The 18,010-nt window shown below is 32.1% G+C and carries 19 protein-coding genes, 2 tRNA genes and 1 pseudogene; 21 read left to right on the top strand and 1 reads right to left on the bottom strand.

Features of this window, described 5'->3' with window-relative positions:
• Positions 1 to 180 precede the first annotated feature (180 nt).
• The 3 genes from csoR to HMPREF3239_RS12210 all read left to right on the top strand — a co-directional run bounded on the left by csoR (position 181) and on the right by HMPREF3239_RS12210 (position 937).
• Entirely contained in the window at positions 181 to 474 is a 294-nt protein-coding gene (csoR, locus tag HMPREF3239_RS00700) for a copper-sensing transcriptional repressor CsoR (RefSeq protein ID WP_107630149.1), read from the top strand.
• Positions 475 to 485: 11 nt separating this feature from the next.
• Complete coding sequence (locus HMPREF3239_RS00695) at positions 486 to 692, top strand: putative copper chaperone CsoZ (RefSeq protein ID WP_070854353.1); 207 nt, start codon at positions 486 to 488, stop codon at positions 690 to 692.
• A 107-nt stretch (positions 693 to 799) separates the two neighbouring features.
• On the top strand, positions 800 to 937 hold the full coding sequence (locus HMPREF3239_RS12210) for an Lmo0850 family protein (RefSeq protein ID WP_107630147.1): 138 nt from the start codon (positions 800 to 802) through the stop codon (positions 935 to 937).
• 150 nt (positions 938 to 1,087) lie between these two features.
• On the opposite strand, the gene HMPREF3239_RS00690 is transcribed toward HMPREF3239_RS12210, so the two are convergent.
• On the bottom strand, positions 1,088 to 2,290 hold the full coding sequence (locus tag HMPREF3239_RS00690; RefSeq protein ID WP_053031200.1) for an FtsW/RodA/SpoVE family cell cycle protein: 1,203 nt from the start codon (positions 2,288 to 2,290) through the stop codon (positions 1,088 to 1,090).
• Between the two features lie 406 nt (positions 2,291 to 2,696).
• Between HMPREF3239_RS00690 and HMPREF3239_RS00685 the strand changes: the two genes are divergently transcribed.
• The 18 genes and pseudogenes from HMPREF3239_RS00685 to HMPREF3239_RS00600 all read left to right on the top strand — a co-directional run bounded on the left by HMPREF3239_RS00685 (position 2,697) and on the right by HMPREF3239_RS00600 (position 17,976).
• On the top strand, positions 2,697 to 3,767 hold the full coding sequence (locus HMPREF3239_RS00685) for a D-alanine--D-alanine ligase (protein WP_070854351.1): 1,071 nt from the start codon (positions 2,697 to 2,699) through the stop codon (positions 3,765 to 3,767).
• 15 nt (positions 3,768 to 3,782) lie between these two features.
• Positions 3,783 to 5,138: a UDP-N-acetylmuramoyl-tripeptide--D-alanyl-D-alanine ligase gene (murF, locus tag HMPREF3239_RS00680; protein ID WP_070854349.1), complete on the top strand. Its 1,356-nt coding sequence runs from the start codon at positions 3,783 to 3,785 to the stop codon at positions 5,136 to 5,138.
• A gap of 270 nt (positions 5,139 to 5,408) precedes the next feature.
• Positions 5,409 to 6,920: a degradosome RNA helicase CshA gene (locus HMPREF3239_RS00675; protein ID WP_053031206.1), complete on the top strand. Its 1,512-nt coding sequence runs from the start codon at positions 5,409 to 5,411 to the stop codon at positions 6,918 to 6,920.
• A gap of 166 nt (positions 6,921 to 7,086) precedes the next feature.
• The gene (locus HMPREF3239_RS00670; RefSeq protein ID WP_070854348.1) at positions 7,087 to 7,566 is read left to right on the top strand and encodes a PH domain-containing protein; all 480 of its coding nucleotides are present in this window, start codon (positions 7,087 to 7,089) and stop codon (positions 7,564 to 7,566) included.
• A complete protein-coding gene (locus tag HMPREF3239_RS00665) occupies positions 7,559 to 9,082 on the top strand; it encodes a PH domain-containing protein (protein WP_070854346.1) in 1,524 nt (507 codons plus the stop codon). Before HMPREF3239_RS00670 ends, HMPREF3239_RS00665 begins: the two co-directional genes overlap by 8 nt.
• Positions 9,075 to 9,602 (top strand): PH domain-containing protein, encoded by a 528-nt coding sequence (locus HMPREF3239_RS00660; RefSeq protein ID WP_070854344.1) that lies wholly within the window; start codon positions 9,075 to 9,077, stop codon positions 9,600 to 9,602. The genes HMPREF3239_RS00665 and HMPREF3239_RS00660 overlap by 8 nt, the downstream gene beginning before the upstream one ends.
• Positions 9,603 to 9,611: 9 nt before the next feature.
• Positions 9,612 to 9,971 (top strand): holo-ACP synthase, encoded by a 360-nt coding sequence (gene acpS, locus HMPREF3239_RS00655; RefSeq protein WP_070854343.1) that lies wholly within the window; start codon positions 9,612 to 9,614, stop codon positions 9,969 to 9,971.
• A gap of 92 nt (positions 9,972 to 10,063) precedes the next feature.
• Positions 10,064 to 11,212, top strand: coding sequence for an alanine racemase (alr, locus tag HMPREF3239_RS00650; protein ID WP_070854341.1), 1,149 nt, complete (start codon positions 10,064 to 10,066; stop codon positions 11,210 to 11,212).
• Between the two features lie 86 nt (positions 11,213 to 11,298).
• Positions 11,299 to 11,469 (top strand): type II toxin-antitoxin system antitoxin MazE, encoded by a 171-nt coding sequence (gene mazE, locus HMPREF3239_RS00645; protein ID WP_037538759.1) that lies wholly within the window; start codon positions 11,299 to 11,301, stop codon positions 11,467 to 11,469.
• A complete protein-coding gene (locus tag HMPREF3239_RS00640; protein WP_053031219.1) occupies positions 11,466 to 11,831 on the top strand; it encodes a type II toxin-antitoxin system PemK/MazF family toxin in 366 nt (121 codons plus the stop codon). The genes mazE and HMPREF3239_RS00640 overlap by 4 nt, the downstream gene beginning before the upstream one ends.
• A gap of 310 nt (positions 11,832 to 12,141) precedes the next feature.
• Positions 12,142 to 13,143: a SpoIIE family protein phosphatase gene (locus HMPREF3239_RS00635; RefSeq protein ID WP_053031221.1), complete on the top strand. Its 1,002-nt coding sequence runs from the start codon at positions 12,142 to 12,144 to the stop codon at positions 13,141 to 13,143.
• Between the two features lie 99 nt (positions 13,144 to 13,242).
• A complete protein-coding gene (locus HMPREF3239_RS00630; RefSeq protein ID WP_053031223.1) occupies positions 13,243 to 13,569 on the top strand; it encodes an anti-sigma factor antagonist in 327 nt (108 codons plus the stop codon).
• A gap of 28 nt (positions 13,570 to 13,597) precedes the next feature.
• Positions 13,598 to 14,050, top strand: a complete 453-nt coding sequence (gene rsbW, locus HMPREF3239_RS00625; protein WP_070854366.1) for an anti-sigma B factor RsbW — start codon at positions 13,598 to 13,600, stop codon at positions 14,048 to 14,050.
• Positions 14,025 to 14,795, top strand: a complete 771-nt coding sequence (gene sigB, locus HMPREF3239_RS00620) for an RNA polymerase sigma factor SigB (protein WP_070854339.1) — start codon at positions 14,025 to 14,027, stop codon at positions 14,793 to 14,795. The genes rsbW and sigB overlap by 26 nt, the downstream gene beginning before the upstream one ends.
• 147 nt (positions 14,796 to 14,942) lie before the next feature.
• On the top strand, positions 14,943 to 17,090 hold the full coding sequence (locus HMPREF3239_RS00615; RefSeq protein ID WP_070854338.1) for a Tex family protein: 2,148 nt from the start codon (positions 14,943 to 14,945) through the stop codon (positions 17,088 to 17,090).
• A pseudogene (locus tag HMPREF3239_RS00610) lies at positions 17,083 to 17,537 on the top strand (SprT family protein). Before HMPREF3239_RS00615 ends, HMPREF3239_RS00610 begins: the two are co-directional and overlap by 8 nt.
• A 257-nt stretch (positions 17,538 to 17,794) precedes the next feature.
• Positions 17,795 to 17,880 (top strand) — tRNA-Leu (locus HMPREF3239_RS00605).
• 22 nt (positions 17,881 to 17,902) lie between these two features.
• Positions 17,903 to 17,976, top strand: a tRNA-Gly gene (locus tag HMPREF3239_RS00600).
• The last annotated feature ends 34 nt before the right edge of the window (positions 17,977 to 18,010 follow it).

Here is an 18,010-nt window from a genome sequence, read left to right as displayed (position 1 = left end):
GCCTCCTGTTCAATAGTTTAATTCTTGCAATAATAAGACAAGTTTTTACTTTCTTAAAGTTAATTGTATCATGGCATTTACCAAATAGCATGACCCTTTTTCATGAAATAAGTTACAGTGTTTGACGAATAGTAAGGTAAATTATACGATATGATAGTACGTATAGAAAGGGTGACGACCTTGGAAAATCATGATAATGCACATCATTCTGATCAAATTAAATTAAATTTAAAATCGAGACTTAATCGTATTGAAGGGCAAGTTAGAGCAATCAATCGTATGATTGAAGAAGATGTCTACTGTGATGACGTGTTAACCCAAATTAGAGCTACAAGATCTGCTTTGAATAGTGTTGCCACTAAATTGTTAGATCATCACATGAAAAGCTGTATTATGGACAAAGTGAATAATGGGGCTCAAGAAGAAGCGATGGAAGAACTATTAGTAACGTTTCAGAAATTAATGAAAGATTAGGAGTAAATGAAATGAATTATAGTGAGATTAAATTGAGTGGTTTGCAAACGGAAGACCAAGTCAATGCACTTCATCATAGACTAGAAAATATGATTGGTGTAAGTAAAGTAAGTGTTGAGCTAGATAAACAATTGGTCACAATATCTTATGAAACACCAGCGAATTTAAATAGTATTGAAAAAGAAATTTATGATGATGGATTTAAGGTTTTAGGCTAATCAATGAAATTAATTTTATAAAATGTCAATTTTATGTTGAATTCATGTAGTAAAACATTGTTAATTGGGGTAGTATAACCTTGAAGTCATAAAACGAGGTGAAAGCCATGAGTCAATCGGATAAATTACAAAATGTTGTTAAACTACTATCATCACTAGGTGTGAATATTAAAAAAACTAAATCTCGTTTGGACATAATGAATACATTGCCAGCAACTACGCCTGTGCGTCAAGAACTTAAATAGTTTGCTAGCAATTAATAAAAATGTAGCCTGTGACATCAATCAATGTCACAGGCTACATTTTTTATATTGTAGTTAATCTAATTGCGGGATTAGATCCCACATTAAAATTACGAAAGTGATTTTACAGTCAAAGCTAGGTGCAACAAAATATTATTTCTGTACTACTTCTTTTTTATTAGGAGTAGTTTGTCTTTGGTGGAAATGAATAGATAATACGACACCTATACCAACCATTAGACTCCAAAGTGAACTACCACCATAACTAATAAATGGTAATGGTATACCAGTAATTGGTAGTAATTGGATTGTCATTCCTATATTTTGGAATATATGGAAAACGAGTAAAGAAACGTAACCAATGATAAATATTTTACTAAATGGTGATTCAACTTTGGTAGCAAGGCGAATTAAATGGAAAATCAATGCTAAAAAGATAAGTAATAAAACGACAGCACCTATAAATCCCATTTCTTCTCCGACTACTGAAAATATAAAGTCGGTATGGTTCTCAGGGATATAAACTTCACCATGATTAAACCCTTTACCCAAGAGTTGGCCAGAACCAATTGCTTTTAACGATTCTGTTAAATGATAACCGTCGCCTGCACTATAAGAATAGGGATCTAACCACGAATTAATACGGCCCATTTGATACATTTTAACGCCGAGAAGCCCTTCAATTAATGACGGTTTGTAGATAACTGCTAAAATAATCGTTCCACCTATAACAAATGCGGCTATAAATAATGGGGCTAATATTCTCCATGTAATGCCACTTATTAACATAATCCCAATAATAATTGCACATATCACAAGGGTTGTACCTAGGTCATTTTGCAATAGGATTAATGCCATTGGAATAATTGAGATGCCAATGATTTTAAAGAATAAAACTAAATCAGTTTGAAAAGATTTATTAAAAGTAAAGCGATTATGATTAGAAACACTCTTTGCTAATGCAAGAATTAAGATAACTTTCATAAATTCTGAAGGCTGTATACTTACTGGTCCAAAGGAATACCAACTTTTAGCACCGTTAATAATTGGTGTGATTGATGTTTCTGGTAAAATCAATAAACCAACAAGCAATATGCAAAAGATAAAGTATAGAATATATGTATTATTTTTAATCTTTTTAGGTGAAATAAGCATAATGATGAGCGCAATAATAGCACCCAATATATAGTAGATAATTTGGCGAATACTAAAGTTTGCACTATATTGGCCGCCACCCATAGCTGAGCTAATCGTAGTAACACTAATTATAGCTAATATTGTTAATAATGCTACGAGTATCCAGTCTATTTTACGTAGCCAATGCTTAGATGGCTGTTGACGGGATGAATATTTCATGAGAAAACTCCTTAAACTCTTATAATCTAACGAATAATATTATATACAAATTTTACATGACTTTAAGTTAATTTGCTAGAAAATAACAGAGTGAATGTGTAAAAGAAAAATATACATCGCTTAATTGAGTTTAATTCTTATGCGATAATAAAAGATATTCATCACATAATCACATTTATATTTAAGTTGATAAATGCAAAATTGCTTTAGACTGTGATAATATTGATTTTTAGAAAGCATAGTTTAACCTAAATAAATTTCATAAAATATTGATAGTTAACTAAAAAGAAAAATTAAAAATGAGTTGAAAGAGATAAAAGTATTTGTGGGAAGTTGAAATATCAAATTGAGATATAACTTTATACAAATGCGCGAGTTATGATCTTTCTTAATGGAGGAACTACTTATGGTAAAAGAAAACATTTGTATCGTATATGGTGGTAAAAGTGCTGAACATGATGTTTCGAAATTAACTGCGCAAAATGTTCTTAACGCAATTGATAAAGAAAAATATTTAGTCGATATCATTTATATAACGAATGATGGATTATGGAAGAAAAAAGATAATATTACTGAAGAGATTAAATCAATTGAATCACTTAATATGGCCGATGTAGAAGCAGGTGAGATCACAACTTTATTGAAAGAAAGTAGTGACGGTCAACCTTATGATGCGGTATTCCCATTACTCCATGGTCCTAATGGTGAGGACGGTACGATTCAAGGGTTGTTTGAAGTTCTGGATTTACCATACGTCGGTAATGGTGTATTATCAGCATCAAGTTCAATGGATAAACTTGTTATGAAACAATTATTTGAACATAGAGGGTTACCACAATTACCTTACATTAGTTTCTTAAGAAGTGAATATGAAAAATATGAAGGTAATATTATCAAACTTGTTAAAGATAAACTTACATATCCTGTATTCGTAAAACCAGCGAACCTAGGTTCAAGCGTCGGTATCAGTAAATGTAACAATGAAGATGAATTAAAAGCGGGTATCGAGGAAGCTTTCCAATTTGACCGTAAGCTTGTTATTGAACAAGGTATTAATGCACGTGAAGTTGAAGTGGCTGTATTAGGTAATGATTATCCTGAAACAACATGGCCAGGCGAAGTCATTAAAGATGTTGCGTTTTATGATTACAAATCAAAATATAAAGACGGTAAGATTAGTTTACAAATCCCAGCAGAACTTGATGAAGAAGTACAAATGACTTTAAGAAATATGGCATTAGAAGCATTTAAAGCTACAGATTGTTCTGGTCTAGTACGTGCGGATTTCTTCGTTACTGAAGATAATCAAATTTTCATTAATGAAACGAATGCGATGCCTGGATTTACAGCATTTAGTATGTATCCAAGCTTATGGGAGAATATGGGACTATCCTATTCTGATTTAATTACTAAACTAATTGATTTAGCTAAAGAACGTCACGAGGATAAAAAGAAAAATAAATACACAATCGACTAAGAGGGGAATTCATAAATGATAGAAGTTTCACTAAAGCAAATTCAGGAATGGATACCTTGTGAGATAGAAACAGAATATTTACAACATACAATCAAAGGTGTAACGATTGATTCACGTGCAATCACACACGATATGCTATTTATCCCTTTTAAAGGTGAAAATGTAGATGGCCATCAATTTGTTTCACAAGCGTTAATTGATGGTGCCGGTGCATCTTTCTATGAAAAGGGCCATGACATCGATGATCATGTGAACGGACCAATTATTTGGGTAGACGATACGTTAGTTGCGTTACAGCAATTAGCCAAAGCCTATTTAAAATATGTGAATCCTAAAGTTATAGGTGTGACAGGCTCCAATGGTAAAACAACGACGAAAGATATGATTGAAAGTGTCTTACACACTGAGTTTAAAGTTAAAAAAACACAAGGTAACTACAACAATGAGATAGGCTTACCATTAACGATTTTAGAACTTGATCCAGATACTGAGATATCAATTTTAGAAATGGGTATGTCTGGATTCCATGAAATCGAATTATTATCGACGATTGCTGAGCCTGACATTGCCGTTATTACGAATATTGGTGAGTCACATATGCAAGATTTGGGCTCACGTGAAGGTATTGCTCAAGCTAAATCGGAAATAACAATTGGACTTAAAGAAGGTGGGACGTTCATTTATGACGGTGACGAACCATTACTCGAACCACATGTTAAAGATGTTAAGCATGCTAAATGCCTAAGTATCGGTTTGAAACCGAATAATGCTTTAGTTTGTGAAGTAGAGCAGAGTGAAAATGATGGTATTGCTTTTAATATTAATGGTAATGAACATTATAAATTGCCTATTCTAGGCATTCATAATATGAAAAATGCAGCTATCGCCATTGCTATTGGCCATGAATTAGGATTGGAATATGATACGATTCAACATAATATTCATCATGTTCAACTTACAGGTATGCGCATGGAACGCCATATTACTGATAATGACATAACTATAATTAATGATGCGTATAACGCAAGTCCTACTAGTATGAAAGCAGCTATAGATACATTAAGCCAAATGGATGGCCGTAAAATAATTGTACTTGCTGATTCACTTGAATTAGGAGAAAATAGCCGTCAAATGCATGAAGATGTCGGCGCTTATTTAGAAGGCAAAAATATCCAAACGCTATTAACATATGGTAATGATGCCAAATATATAAGTGATATAGGTGGTCAATTTGTTGATCATGTTCAATATTTCACAGATAAACAAGCACTAACGCAATATTTAATGGATAATTTAGTTGCTAATGACAAAGTTCTAGTAAAGGGCTCACGTGGCAATAAGCTCGAAGAAGTAGTAAATAAATTGATTTAATTATTTTCAAGGTTGCTATTAAGATTAGGCAAGTCACTTAAAAGGAATATAAATCCTTTAGTGACTTGTTTTTTTACTTTAAAAGCTAAAAAAAGTGTAAAAAATGTAAACGCTATTATGTCTTAAATCTTGGGAAAACGAACCTATCACTAGAATTGCTTTATTGCGATATATAATTTTAGGTGGTACTATATAGAAGTTGACGTAATAAGAGGACCTTATATACACAAACGTATATTGATAAATAAGAAAGTTAAAAGGAGAATTATATTGCAAAATTTTAAAGAACTAGGGATTTCGGATAAAACTGTAGAAACCCTTGAAGCAATGGGTTTTAAGGAACCTACACCTATCCAAAAAGATAGTATCCCTTATACATTAGAAGGAAGAGACATCCTTGGACAAGCGCAAACTGGGACAGGTAAAACTGGAGCGTTCGGGATTCCTTTAATAGAAAAAGTTGTGGGTCAATCAGGTGTACAAGCCTTAATATTAGCACCTACAAGAGAACTAGCTATGCAAGTAGCTGAACAATTAAGAGAATTTAGTCGTGGTCAAAATGTACAAGTTGTAACCGTATTTGGTGGTATGCCAATCGACCGTCAAATTAAAGCCTTAAAAAGAGGACCACAAATTGTTGTAGGTACACCAGGACGTGTTATTGATCACTTAAATAGACGTACATTAAAAACAAATGGTATTCATACATTAATTTTGGATGAAGCGGATGAAATGATGAACATGGGATTCATCGATGATATGAGATTCATTATGGATAAAATTCCTTCTGAGCAAAGACAAACCATGTTATTCTCAGCAACGATGCCTAAAGCAATTCAAACATTAGTACAACAATTTATGAAATCTCCTCAAATCGTTAAAACAATGAATAACGAAATGTCAGATCCTCAAATTGATGAATATTATACAATTGTTAAAGAACTTGAAAAATTCGATACATTCACTAATTTCTTAGATGTACATCAACCAGAGTTAGCTATAGTATTTGGTAGAACGAAACGTCGTGTTGATGAATTAACAAGTGCGTTATTATCAAAAGGTTATAAAGCAGAAGGTTTACACGGTGATATTACACAAGCTAAACGTTTAGAAGTATTAAAGAAATTTAAAAATGACCAAATTGATATCTTAGTAGCCACAGATGTTGCTGCACGTGGATTAGATATTTCAGGTGTAAGTCATGTATATAACTTTGACATTCCTCAAGATACGGAAAGCTATACACATAGAATTGGTCGTACTGGTCGTGCTGGTAAAGAAGGTATCGCAGTTACATTTGTTAACCCTATTGAAATGGATTATATCCGTCAAATAGAAGATGCAAATGGAAGACGAATGAATGCGTTAAGACCGCCACACCGTAAAGAAGTATTAAAAGCGCGTGAAGATGACATCAAAGATAAAGTTAAAAATTGGATGTCACGTGAAAGTGAAGCGCGCTTGAAACGTATCTCAAGTGAGTTATTAGAAGAATATGATAGTACAGAATTAGTTGCATCATTACTACAAGAACTAGTTGAAGCGAATGATGAAGTTGAAGTACAATTAACATTTGAAAAACCATTAGCACGTAAAAATCGCCAAGGTAAAGGTAATGGATCACGCCGTGGTGGAAAACGTAATAATAAATTTGATAATAAAAACAAACGTTCTAAAGGTAACTTTAATAAGAAAAAAGGCAAAAAGCCAGATCGTCGCGAAAGACAAGATAAAGGTCGATCTACAATGAAAGGCCGAACTTTTGCAGATTTACAAAAATAAAATGAATCAATATTAATTTTATGATTAAACCATCTCATGCTTTTGAGGTGGTTTTTTAATTCGATACAAGCCTAAAAATAAATGAACCTTACTGCATCTTCGCTATAGGAGCGTAAGCATCATATCGAATATGATATAATAAAGTAAAATTGCAAAGGAGTATATTATGAAGGTAGAACGATCATTTCATAAAAGTCCTAAAAATGCACTGAAATACCACTGGATTAATAGTGGTATCTTATTTTTAATAGAACTAATTATCATTGCTGCACTATTTTTAATGTGGCAATATTTTAATTGGTACCACTTTATTGTCTACATACTTATCTTCTTAGTCTTCATTTCGATTATTCGTTTACTATTACAACCGATAATTAAGTATAAATATCGTTATTATAGGGTTGATAATAGAAATGTCGAAGTTAAAAAAACTTTTATTTTTAAAAAACACCAAATAACTAAAATTGAACGTCTACAATTTTTAGAAATTAAAAGTAACCCTATTTTAAAATTATTAAAATTAAATGTTTTAATTTTTGTAACTGCGGGGCATGAACTGAAGTTACCCATTGTCTCAGAAGAAGAAATGAATGAATTATCAGAAGATATTTTTATAGCATTGCGAGGTGCTGATTCAGATGTTTAATCCCCAAAAATTGCATCCTATTTCATACATAACAGGGATAATAGATGTGATTAAACAAAACATTTTTACATTTATCGTATTTGTTGGTTTTAATATTTGGAATTTTGATTTTACAGAAATTCGACATTATATTGGTCCATCCATCTTTTTATTCATCTTTATCTTAACGTTTATACATCGATTTTTAGAAATTAAAGTTACAAGATATTGGATTGAAGATGATCAATTTATTGTTACTTCTGGCTGGTTAAATAAAAAAAGAAAAGAACTAAATTTAAGCAGAATTCAGTCATTAGATACAACACAAGGTTTGATTAATCAAATCGTTGGGGGTGTTCGTTTACAAATCAAAACACCAAGTGATGGCATTGAATTGTCAACAATAACTAAGAAACAAAGTGATTTAATTGAACAAACTATTCGTTCTAGACAAAAAGAATTAAATAATGATGCACTGGAATACACTATTAATGATGCTACAGGTGATAATGAACTAAATACTGAGCAATTAAATGCATCGACGAGTTCAACAAAGCGTAATTCAGAGCATGTGTTTAAAATGTCCTTTAGTTCATTATTACTAATGGCTATGACGAGTGGTGCAATTGGAGTGGCTTTTGCTACAGTTTCGCCAATAGTAGGTGCATTTCAAAATGTGATACCTTGGGATAAATGGACGTCTAATCTATGGCATTGGGTGAATTCTGTACTTATAATTGTGCTGTTTATTGTTGCATCTATTTTAATCATTAGTTATGTGTTTGGAACTATAATCACGATTATTCGTTACTATAACTACAAAGTTGTCCAACAGGGTAATCATCTTAAGATTAGTTATGGTCTTTTTAATGTGAAAAATCTAACAGTGCCAACAGATCGGCTACAAGCAGTATTAGAGAAACAATCTTTCTTAAGAAAAATCTTTGGATACACCTCTATACACTTTATTATCACGAGTGATATGGATATCGAGTCTAATGATGATGCAAGTAATAATGGTAAAATTATGATATTACCATTTATAAAACAAAAAGAAGCATATGAAATTATTGGAGAGCTTGTGCCTGAAATGAAGTTTAATAAGGTTCAAAACATTATGCCGTGGAATGGATTTCATCGTCACTTTTTCATACCGAGTATAATTGTTTTAATTATCGCTAGTATTGGAACTTATTTTTGGAGTGCATGGAGCTTTTTCATCGCTTTAACTATCATTATTGTGATGATGGCACATGCATATATCTACGTTAAAAATGCTGGCCTAGTGATAGAAAATGATGAAATTACTTTGAAACGAGTGAGTACGTTTGGTTTTCAAACATATTATTTCAAAACAAATAAAATTATAGGTATAGAGACGAGCCAACATCCTCTGCTTGAAAGAAGTCATTTAGCTAATATTTACTTCTTTGTTGCTAAGGGTTCAATATTTGAATTTATGGAATTAAAGTTTATAAAAGAAGAAACTTCGCAACGCTATGTTGATGCGTATTTAAGAGGTGAGTACGATGACTAATTATAATTACATGGATAAAAATGGCCTTAAAGTGATGAGGATTGCTTCAATGATTGCTAGTATTATTTTTACAATTATTGTGGTTGTAGCAAGTGTATTATGTGATTTATACATTGAAGCATTGCATCGCCCATTGATTGTAAGTGTTGCGATAGGACTTATAATTTTATGTTGTGTTGTTTTTATATTTCTAACACCATTTTTAAAATATAAGAATTTTCGTTATTATTATTCGAACAATGAAATTTATATAAGACGAGGTATTATTTTTATCAACACTAAAATCATTCCTTTTTATCGAATTCAGAATATCGATATTGAGGAAGGGTTTCTAATGAGAAAATATCAATTAGCAACATTACATTTATCGACTGCCGGGGGTATTTCTCAAATAGACTTGATTACAAAAACAGACGCAATAAATCTTAAACAAATGATACAAAATAAGAAAACTATACAGCAAAATGATATTAATGAAATGACTACAACAATAGATCGTTCAAATCTACCTAGTGAGTGAGGGCTTAGCATGATATATGGAATAGGTATTGATTTAATAGAAATTGAAAGAATTAAGAATGCTTTCGAGAAACAAACAGACAAGTTAGTCAAAAGAATTTTAACTCAAGAAGAAGAACAAAAGTTCCATTCATTTAAAAGTGAAAAGAGAAAACTAGAGTTTCTTTCAGGTCGCTTCGCAACGAAAGAAGCGTTCAGTAAGGCATTAGGAACTGGTTTAGGAAAAACAGTGGCCTTTAAAGATATTAATTGTTATAACGATAGCAATGGGAAACCATGTATTGATTACGAAGACTTTATCGTACATGTATCTATTACACACACTGAGCATTATGCGATGAGTCAGGTTTTATTAGAAAAGAGAGATTAACAGTATTATAATGTAAATAATTTCTACCTCGCCAATTGCACGAGATAAATCAACTACTACATGGTATTTAATAGTAAAGAGGAGGACTACTTATGTCAGATAAATTCTATAGATCAACCTACTTAAATGTAGATTTATCAGCAATTTTAAATAATTATAATGCTTTCGAATCGTTGCATAACAATAAAACGGTGATACCAGTCGTAAAAGCAAATAGCTATGGTTTAGGAAGCGTCAAGATAGTACAACATTTAATGAAAAACGGTGCTGAGTTTTTTGCAGTTGCCACTCTTGACGAAGCGATTGAATTACGAATGCATGGTGTAAATGCGCAAATACTTATTTTAGGCGTTATACCACTTGAAGATATAAACAAAGCAATTCAACATAGAGTTGCATTGACTGTACCATCACTACAATGGCTTCAACATGCAATTGATTTAATTAGTGATGATAATGAAAAGAATCTCTGGCTACATGTAAAATTAGACACAGGGATGGGTAGACTTGGAATGAAATCATTAGAAGAATACAAAGAAGTTATCCGTCTAATTCATAGCCAACCGCATTTAATATTCGAAGGCGTATATACGCACTTCGCTAATGCAGATGAACCGGGCGATTCTATGGATCAACAATATGAACAATTTGAGCAAATAGTCACGCAAGCTGAAAAGCCAAAATGTATCCATGCACAAAACTCAGCAGGTTCTTTATTAAGACATTATGAACTATGTAACGCCATTAGATTAGGTATCTCATTATATGGCTACTATCCGTCAGGGTATGTTAAAGAAACAGTTACTACTCAATTGCAACCAAGTACGCAATTAAAAACACAAGTAGTCCAAACTAAATATTTAAAACCAGGTGAATCTGTCAGTTATGGAAGCACCTATACAGCAACTGACAACATGAAGATTGCGATTCTCCCTATTGGTTATGCAGATGGTTACCTACGTTCAATGCAAGGTGCACATGTAAGTGTAAACGGTCATCAATGCGAAGTCATCGGCCGTGTATGTATGGATCAAATGATTATACATGTGCCTGAAAATGTGCAAGAAGGCGATACTGTGACACTTATAGATAACTCAAGTGATTCCCCACAATCAGTGGAAGCTTTAGCACAAAAGCAACACACGATTAGTTATGAAGTGCTATGCAATTTAGGTCGACGTTTACCTAGAATCTACGAAGTTGATGACGAGATGCATGTAACTAATGAATTATTAAAATAGTATAGTCACTTGATACAAAATTTGTTATTATAAAAATAAATTAAAGTTTATAATGTTGTATTTGGTATCAATTGGAGGTTCATATTATGCTTACTTTTAATCAAAATAGAAGTCACAGTCTTGAACAATCTTTAAAGGAGGGCTATGCTCAGATGGCCGAATTAAATCTCTCCCTAGCGACAGAAGCTTTTCCATTAGAATGTGAAGCTTGTGATTGCAATGAAACGTACATTATTTCTAATTATAAGAGTGAATGATTAGAAGAGGCGATGTATATTTAGCTGATTTGTCACCAGTACAGGGTTCAGAACAAGGGGGAGTCAGACCTGTAGTTATCATTCAAAATGATACTGGCAACAAATATAGTCCTACCGTAATCGTCGCTGCGATTACGGGAAGGATTAATAAAGCGAAAATACCAACACATGTTGAAATTGAGAAAAAGAAATATAGACTTGATAAGGATTCAGTTATCCTTCTAGAGCAAATTCGCACACTAGATAAAAAGCGATTAAAAGAAAAATTAACGTACTTATCTGAAGAGAAAATGCAAGAAGTAGATGATGCCTTAGATATTAGTTTAGGATTACATGATGAAGTTAAATCCCAAAATTCTTAACTAAATTCATGTATAATCCAAATGTATTTCATATTAACTATTAAAGACAAAATTTTTAATATCAGTTGTTCAAATATTTAATTATTTGATTTCAAAGTACTTAATACATATGCATTATGAAAGAAGATAAGTACGAAAATGATTGAAAGGTCTTTAGTTGTTGACTTTAGGTAATACCTAAAGTCTTTTTTAAATAGAGAGTTTATTATTTAATATTATGTCATTAGCATTAGTAAATTTTATTAATATATATTAAATACATATAAATAAGTCATAAGCGATCCATTTATTGAGATAAGGAGGCAGATTCGTGGAAGAATTTAAAAAGCATTATAAGCAACTTATAGATGAAAGTTTAGTTACGAAAAATAAACAACAATTTCTAATAAAATGTAATGACTTTACAGATGAAGTCATAAAAAAAGATATTCTACCTGAAGATATTGTGAATATACACAAATCATATGTAACCTCCTTGAATTTAGAAAAAGAACAAATTTTGAATACATTAGATGTTTTGCAAGAAGTAGTCAAAGGATTTGGCTATAGCTATCGAGACTACCAAAAGTTAGTTGATAAAATGCAATTCCACGATAAAGAAATTGACTTAGCTTCAAGGCTTCAACAAACCATGTTGAAAACGGATATTCCTCAATTTGATAGTATTCAAATCGGTGTGATTTCTGTCGCTGCACAGAAAGTAAGTGGCGATTATTTTAATTTAATTGACCATCGAGATGGAACGATGAGTTTTGCGGTTGCCGATGTCATAGGTAAAGGTATCCCTGCTGCACTAGCAATGAGTATGATTAAGTTCGGAATGGACTCTTATGGCCACTCTCAATTGCCAAGTGATGGTTTAAAGCGTCTCAATCGAGTTGTTGAAAAAAACGTAAATCAAAATATGTTTGTAACTATGTTTTATGGACTCTATGAAGAAATGAACCATTTATTATATTGTAGTTCTGCTGGACACGAGCCGGGATACATATATCGAGCGGAAACTGAAACGTTCGAAGAAATTGACGTTAGAGGTAGAGTACTAGGTGTAAGTCAGCACACTAGATATAATCAACAAGAAATCCCAATCTACTTAGATGATTTAGTTATAATATTTACAGATGGTGTGACAGAAGCAAGATATACTGATGGTGAATTTATCGCTAAAAAGACATTGTTAAACCTTATTCGAAAATATAAGCATATGCATCCACAAGATATCGTACAAATACTTTATGAAGCTATATTAAAAATTCAAAATCCTAACAAACGTGACGATATGACTATATTGATTATAAAACGTGTAAATTAAATATTAAATTTATTGATTATATAAATCTAACTATGGGTATACTTACTAGAGTATACATAATTGGTAGTAACAAAAGACTAAAATGGGAGTGTAAGAACCATGAACCTTAACATTGAAACGGTAACACATGATGACTATTATGAAGTCATTGTTGCTGGTGAATTAGATGTATATACTGTACCTGAATTGGAAGAAGTATTAATGCCAATGAGACAAGAAGGTACACATGATATTCACGTTAATGTAACAAATGTTAGTTATATGGATTCTACAGGATTAGGATTATTTGTAGGAACATTAAAAGCATTGAACCAAAATGATAAAGAGTTATATATCTTAGGCGTATCAGATAGAATCGGAAGATTATTTGATATTACTGGTCTTAAAGACTTAATGCATGTCAATGAAGGAACGGAGGTAGAATAACTTGCCAATTAAAAATGATTATATCGAGATGAAATTGCCTGCCTCTGCCGAATATGTAAGTCTAATTCGCTTAACGTTATCAGGCGTATTTTCAAGAGCAGGCGCATCTTATGACGATATCGAAGATTCTAAAATTGCAGTAAGTGAAGCCGTTACTAACGCAGTTAAACATGCTTATAAAAATAAAGATACAAATGGTATGATTAATTTATGTTTCGAGTTATTTGATGATAAAATAAAAATTATTATCTCAGATCAAGGCGAAAGTTTTGATTATGAGACAACGAAATCACAATTAGGACCTTACGATGAGAATGAAAATATCGATTTCTTACGTGAAGGCGGACTTGGTTTATTCTTAATTGAATCCTTAATGGATGAAGTGAAAGTCTTTAAAGAATCTGGTGTAACAATCAGTATGATTAAGTATATAAAAAAAGAGCAGGTGCCAAATAATGACGAAAGAGTCGAAATCAGTTAATGATGTATCACCTGAACAAATTAACCAATGGATTAAAGAACATCAAGATAACGCTAATACAGAAGCTCAAGATAGATTAGTCAATCATTACCGTAAACTAATTGAATCGTTGGCTTATAAGTATTCAAAAGGACAATCACATCACGAAGATTTAGTTCAAGTTGGTATGGTTGGTTTAATAGGTGCTATTAACAGATTTGACCTGTCTTTTGATCGCAAATTTGAAGCATTCTTAGTACCGACCGTTATTGGTGAGATTAAGAGATATTTAAGAGATAAAACTTGGAGTGTTCATGTTCCAAGAAGAATAAAAGAAATCGGCCCACGTATAAAAAAAGTAAGTGATGAATTAACGAATGAATTAGAACGTTCCCCATCAATCGCAGAAATTGCTGATCGTTTGGAAGTTTCTGAAGAAGAAGTACTTGAAGCTATGGAAATGGGACAAAGTTATAATGCACTTAGCGTGGATCACTCGATTGAAGCAGATAAAGATGGTTCAACAGTGACTTTATTAGATATAATGGGTCAAAGAGATGACAATTATGACTTAACAGAAAAACGTATGATTCTGGAACGTATTTTGCCTATTCTTTCAGATAGAGAAAGAGAAATCATTCAATGTACATTTATTGAAGGGCTAAGCCAGAAAGAAACTGGTGAACGCATTGGTTTAAGTCAAATGCATGTGTCTCGATTGCAAAGAACTGCAATCAAGAAATTACAGCAAGCTGCTAAACAGTAAAATAGTAATAGAAACTGAGGTATCGTCATGCCTCAGTTTTTTTATATTGATATGAATAAATAAAAATAGGTACATAGTTGACTTAATAAATTAACATGAAAAATATGATAAAATTGAATAGAAAATAAGAAAAAGTGTGGTCATAAAATGAATAAAAATTTAATTGATGAAATAACAACAAAATATCAATTTTCTGAAAAACAAGTAAAATCAGTATTAAGTTTATTAGAAGACAACAATACGGTTCCCTTTATTGCAAGATATCGTAAAGAAGCAACTGGAGGATTGGATGAAGTTCAAATCAAACAGATTTCAGATGAATACCAATACGTTGCAAATTTACAAAAAAGAAAAGAAGAAGTTATACATAATATTGAACAACAAGGCTTATTAACAAATGAATTGAGAGAAGATATACTTAAACAAACTAAATTGCAACGTGTCGAAGATCTGTATAGACCTTTTAAACAAAAAAAGAAAACAAGAGCGACAGAAGCTAAAAGAAAAGGTTTAGAAAGCTTAGCTAAATGGATCTATGATGGACAGCAAGGTGACTTAAAACAAAAGGCAGAAAGTTTCATTACTGATGAGGTAACAAATATTGATGAGGCGATTCAAGGTGCATTAGATATCATTGCTGAACATGTTTCAGATAATCCTAAATATCGTAGTCGCATATTAAAAGATCTTTATAGACAAGGAAGTATTGTGACAACTAAGAAGAAGAAAGCAGAAGATGAAAAAGAAATATTTGCAATGTATTATGACTATGTAGAACCTATTAGGTATATAGCAAATCATAGAGTGCTTGCTATGAATCGTGGTGAAAAAGAAAAAATTCTATCAATCAAAATAGAATTTGATACAAAACAAGTAGCAAGTACAATTGAGAAAAGTGAAATTAAACTTCAAAATCCCCATAGAGATTATATTAAGCTAGCTATTGAGGATAGTTTAAAACGATTAATTATGCCTTCAATCGAAAGAGAAATCCGAGCAGATTTAACTAGTAAAGCTGAACAACATGCCATTGAAGTCTTTAGTGAAAACTTAAAACATTTGCTATTACAACCACCTATGAAGGGTAAGCAAATTTTAGGTGTTGACCCAGCATTTAGAACAGGTTGCAAGTTGGCAGTAATTAATCCATTTGGCACTTTTATTGATAAGAGTGTGATTTATCCACACCCACCTAAATCTAAGATAGAAGCATCAGAAAAAGAAATAGTCAGAATGATTAAAGAAAATCATGTAGAACTCATTGCTATTGGTAATGGTACAGCGAGTCGTGAAACTGAACAATTTGTTGCAAATGTTATTAAAAAGTATAACTTAGAAATTAAATTTATTATTGTCAATGAAGCGGGTGCTTCTGTTTATTCAGCATCTGAAATTGCTAGATCAGAGTTTCCTGATTTTCAAGTTGAAGAACGTAGTGCAGTATCCATCGGTAGACGTGTTCAAGACCCTTTAAGTGAATTAGTTAAAATAGATCCTAAATCAATTGGAGTTGGACAATATCAACACGATGTAAACCAAAAAGAACTTGAAAGCGCACTAACATTTGTAGTTGAAACTGCTGTTAACCAAGTGGGCGTTGATGTAAATACAGCTTCTAAATCATTATTACAATATGTATCTGGATTATCCGGTGCGATTGCTCAAAACATCATTGATTACCGTGAAGAGAATGGAGCCATTAAGCACAATAAAGAAATTAGTAAAGTGAAACGTTTAGGTGCAAAAACATTTGAACAAAGTATTGGATTCTTGCGTATTGTAGATGGTACTGAACCATTAGATAATACTTCTATTCACCCTGAAAGTTATGACGTAACGTATAAATTATTGGGTATTTTAGATTTGAATATTAAAGATTTAGGTACTGATAAACTTAAAACAGAGCTATCTAAAGTAAATGTGGATCAAGTAGCTAATCAATTAAATGTCGGAGTACCTACACTTGAAGATATAATTAAATCATTAATGGCACCTAATCGAGATCCTCGAGATGAATTCGAAACGCCAATCTTGAAGTCAGATGTATTATCAATTGAAGATTTAAAAGTAGGTATGAAATTAGGTGGCACCGTAAGAAATGTAGTGGATTTCGGAGCATTCGTTGATATAGGTGTGAAACAAGATGGCTTGGTCCATATATCAAAACTATCTAAAAAATTTGTCAAAAATCCAATGGACATCGTAAGTGTGGGAGACATAGTGGATGTGTGGATACTAGATATAGATCAAACTAAAGGCAAAGTGTCGTTAACCATGATTGATCCCCATGAATAATAATGAATTACAAACAATAGTAGAACGTATTTCAAGTCAGTTTTTTAATAGACCATTTTGTCATAAAGCTATATTTAATAACAAGCTACGCACCACTGGTGGTCGCTATATGCTAAAATCACATAATATCGAAATTAATCCCAAGCAATATCAATATTATGGGGAGAAAGCATTAATTGATATCATCAAACATGAATTGTGCCATTATCATTTACACATACTAGGAAAAGGGTATCAACATAAAAATACAGATTTTAAAGTGTTAAGTAAGCAAGTAGGTGCACCAAGGTTTTGTACGCCTATTCAAACGTATGAAGAACGTGCTAATTACGTATATCAATGTAAATCATGTGGTTGCCAATATCTAAGAATAAAAAAGTCGATGTGAAAAAGATGAGATGCGGGAAGTGCAAGGGGAAGTTATCACTAATAAAACGCATGAATTGAAATAACTAAGCAATAACGTATTAAGATTCACCATTACAATTTAAAAAAATGGTGAATCTTAAATTTTTAATCATTTATACGTTGACATTAATCAAATAAACATGTATAGTATATATCGTTACTTTAATAAATGTATCAAACATTAATTGTTTGTAAAACTTGTTTAAAAAATGTTAAAAAGATATTGACATTTCATTACAAAACATTTACAATAATTATTGTTCTCGATAATTAATAGTAATTATTGCGTTTTGCCAGCGGTCGTGGCGGAATGGCAGACGCGCTAGGTTGAGGGCCTAGTGGGAGAAATCCCGTGGAGGTTCAAGTCCTCTCGGCCGCACCAAATAAACTTTCTAATTAAATATGCGGGTGTAGTTTAATGGCAAAACCTCAGCCTTCCAAGCTGATGTTGTGGGTTCGATTCCCATCACCCGCTCCATTTAAATGAACATTGAAAACTGAATGACAATATG

The organism is Staphylococcus sp. HMSC34C02 (assembly GCF_001838705.1).
GTDB classification, from domain to species: domain Bacteria; phylum Bacillota; class Bacilli; order Staphylococcales; family Staphylococcaceae; genus Staphylococcus; species Staphylococcus borealis.
This window is presented reverse-complemented; position numbering and strand designations above follow the sequence as displayed.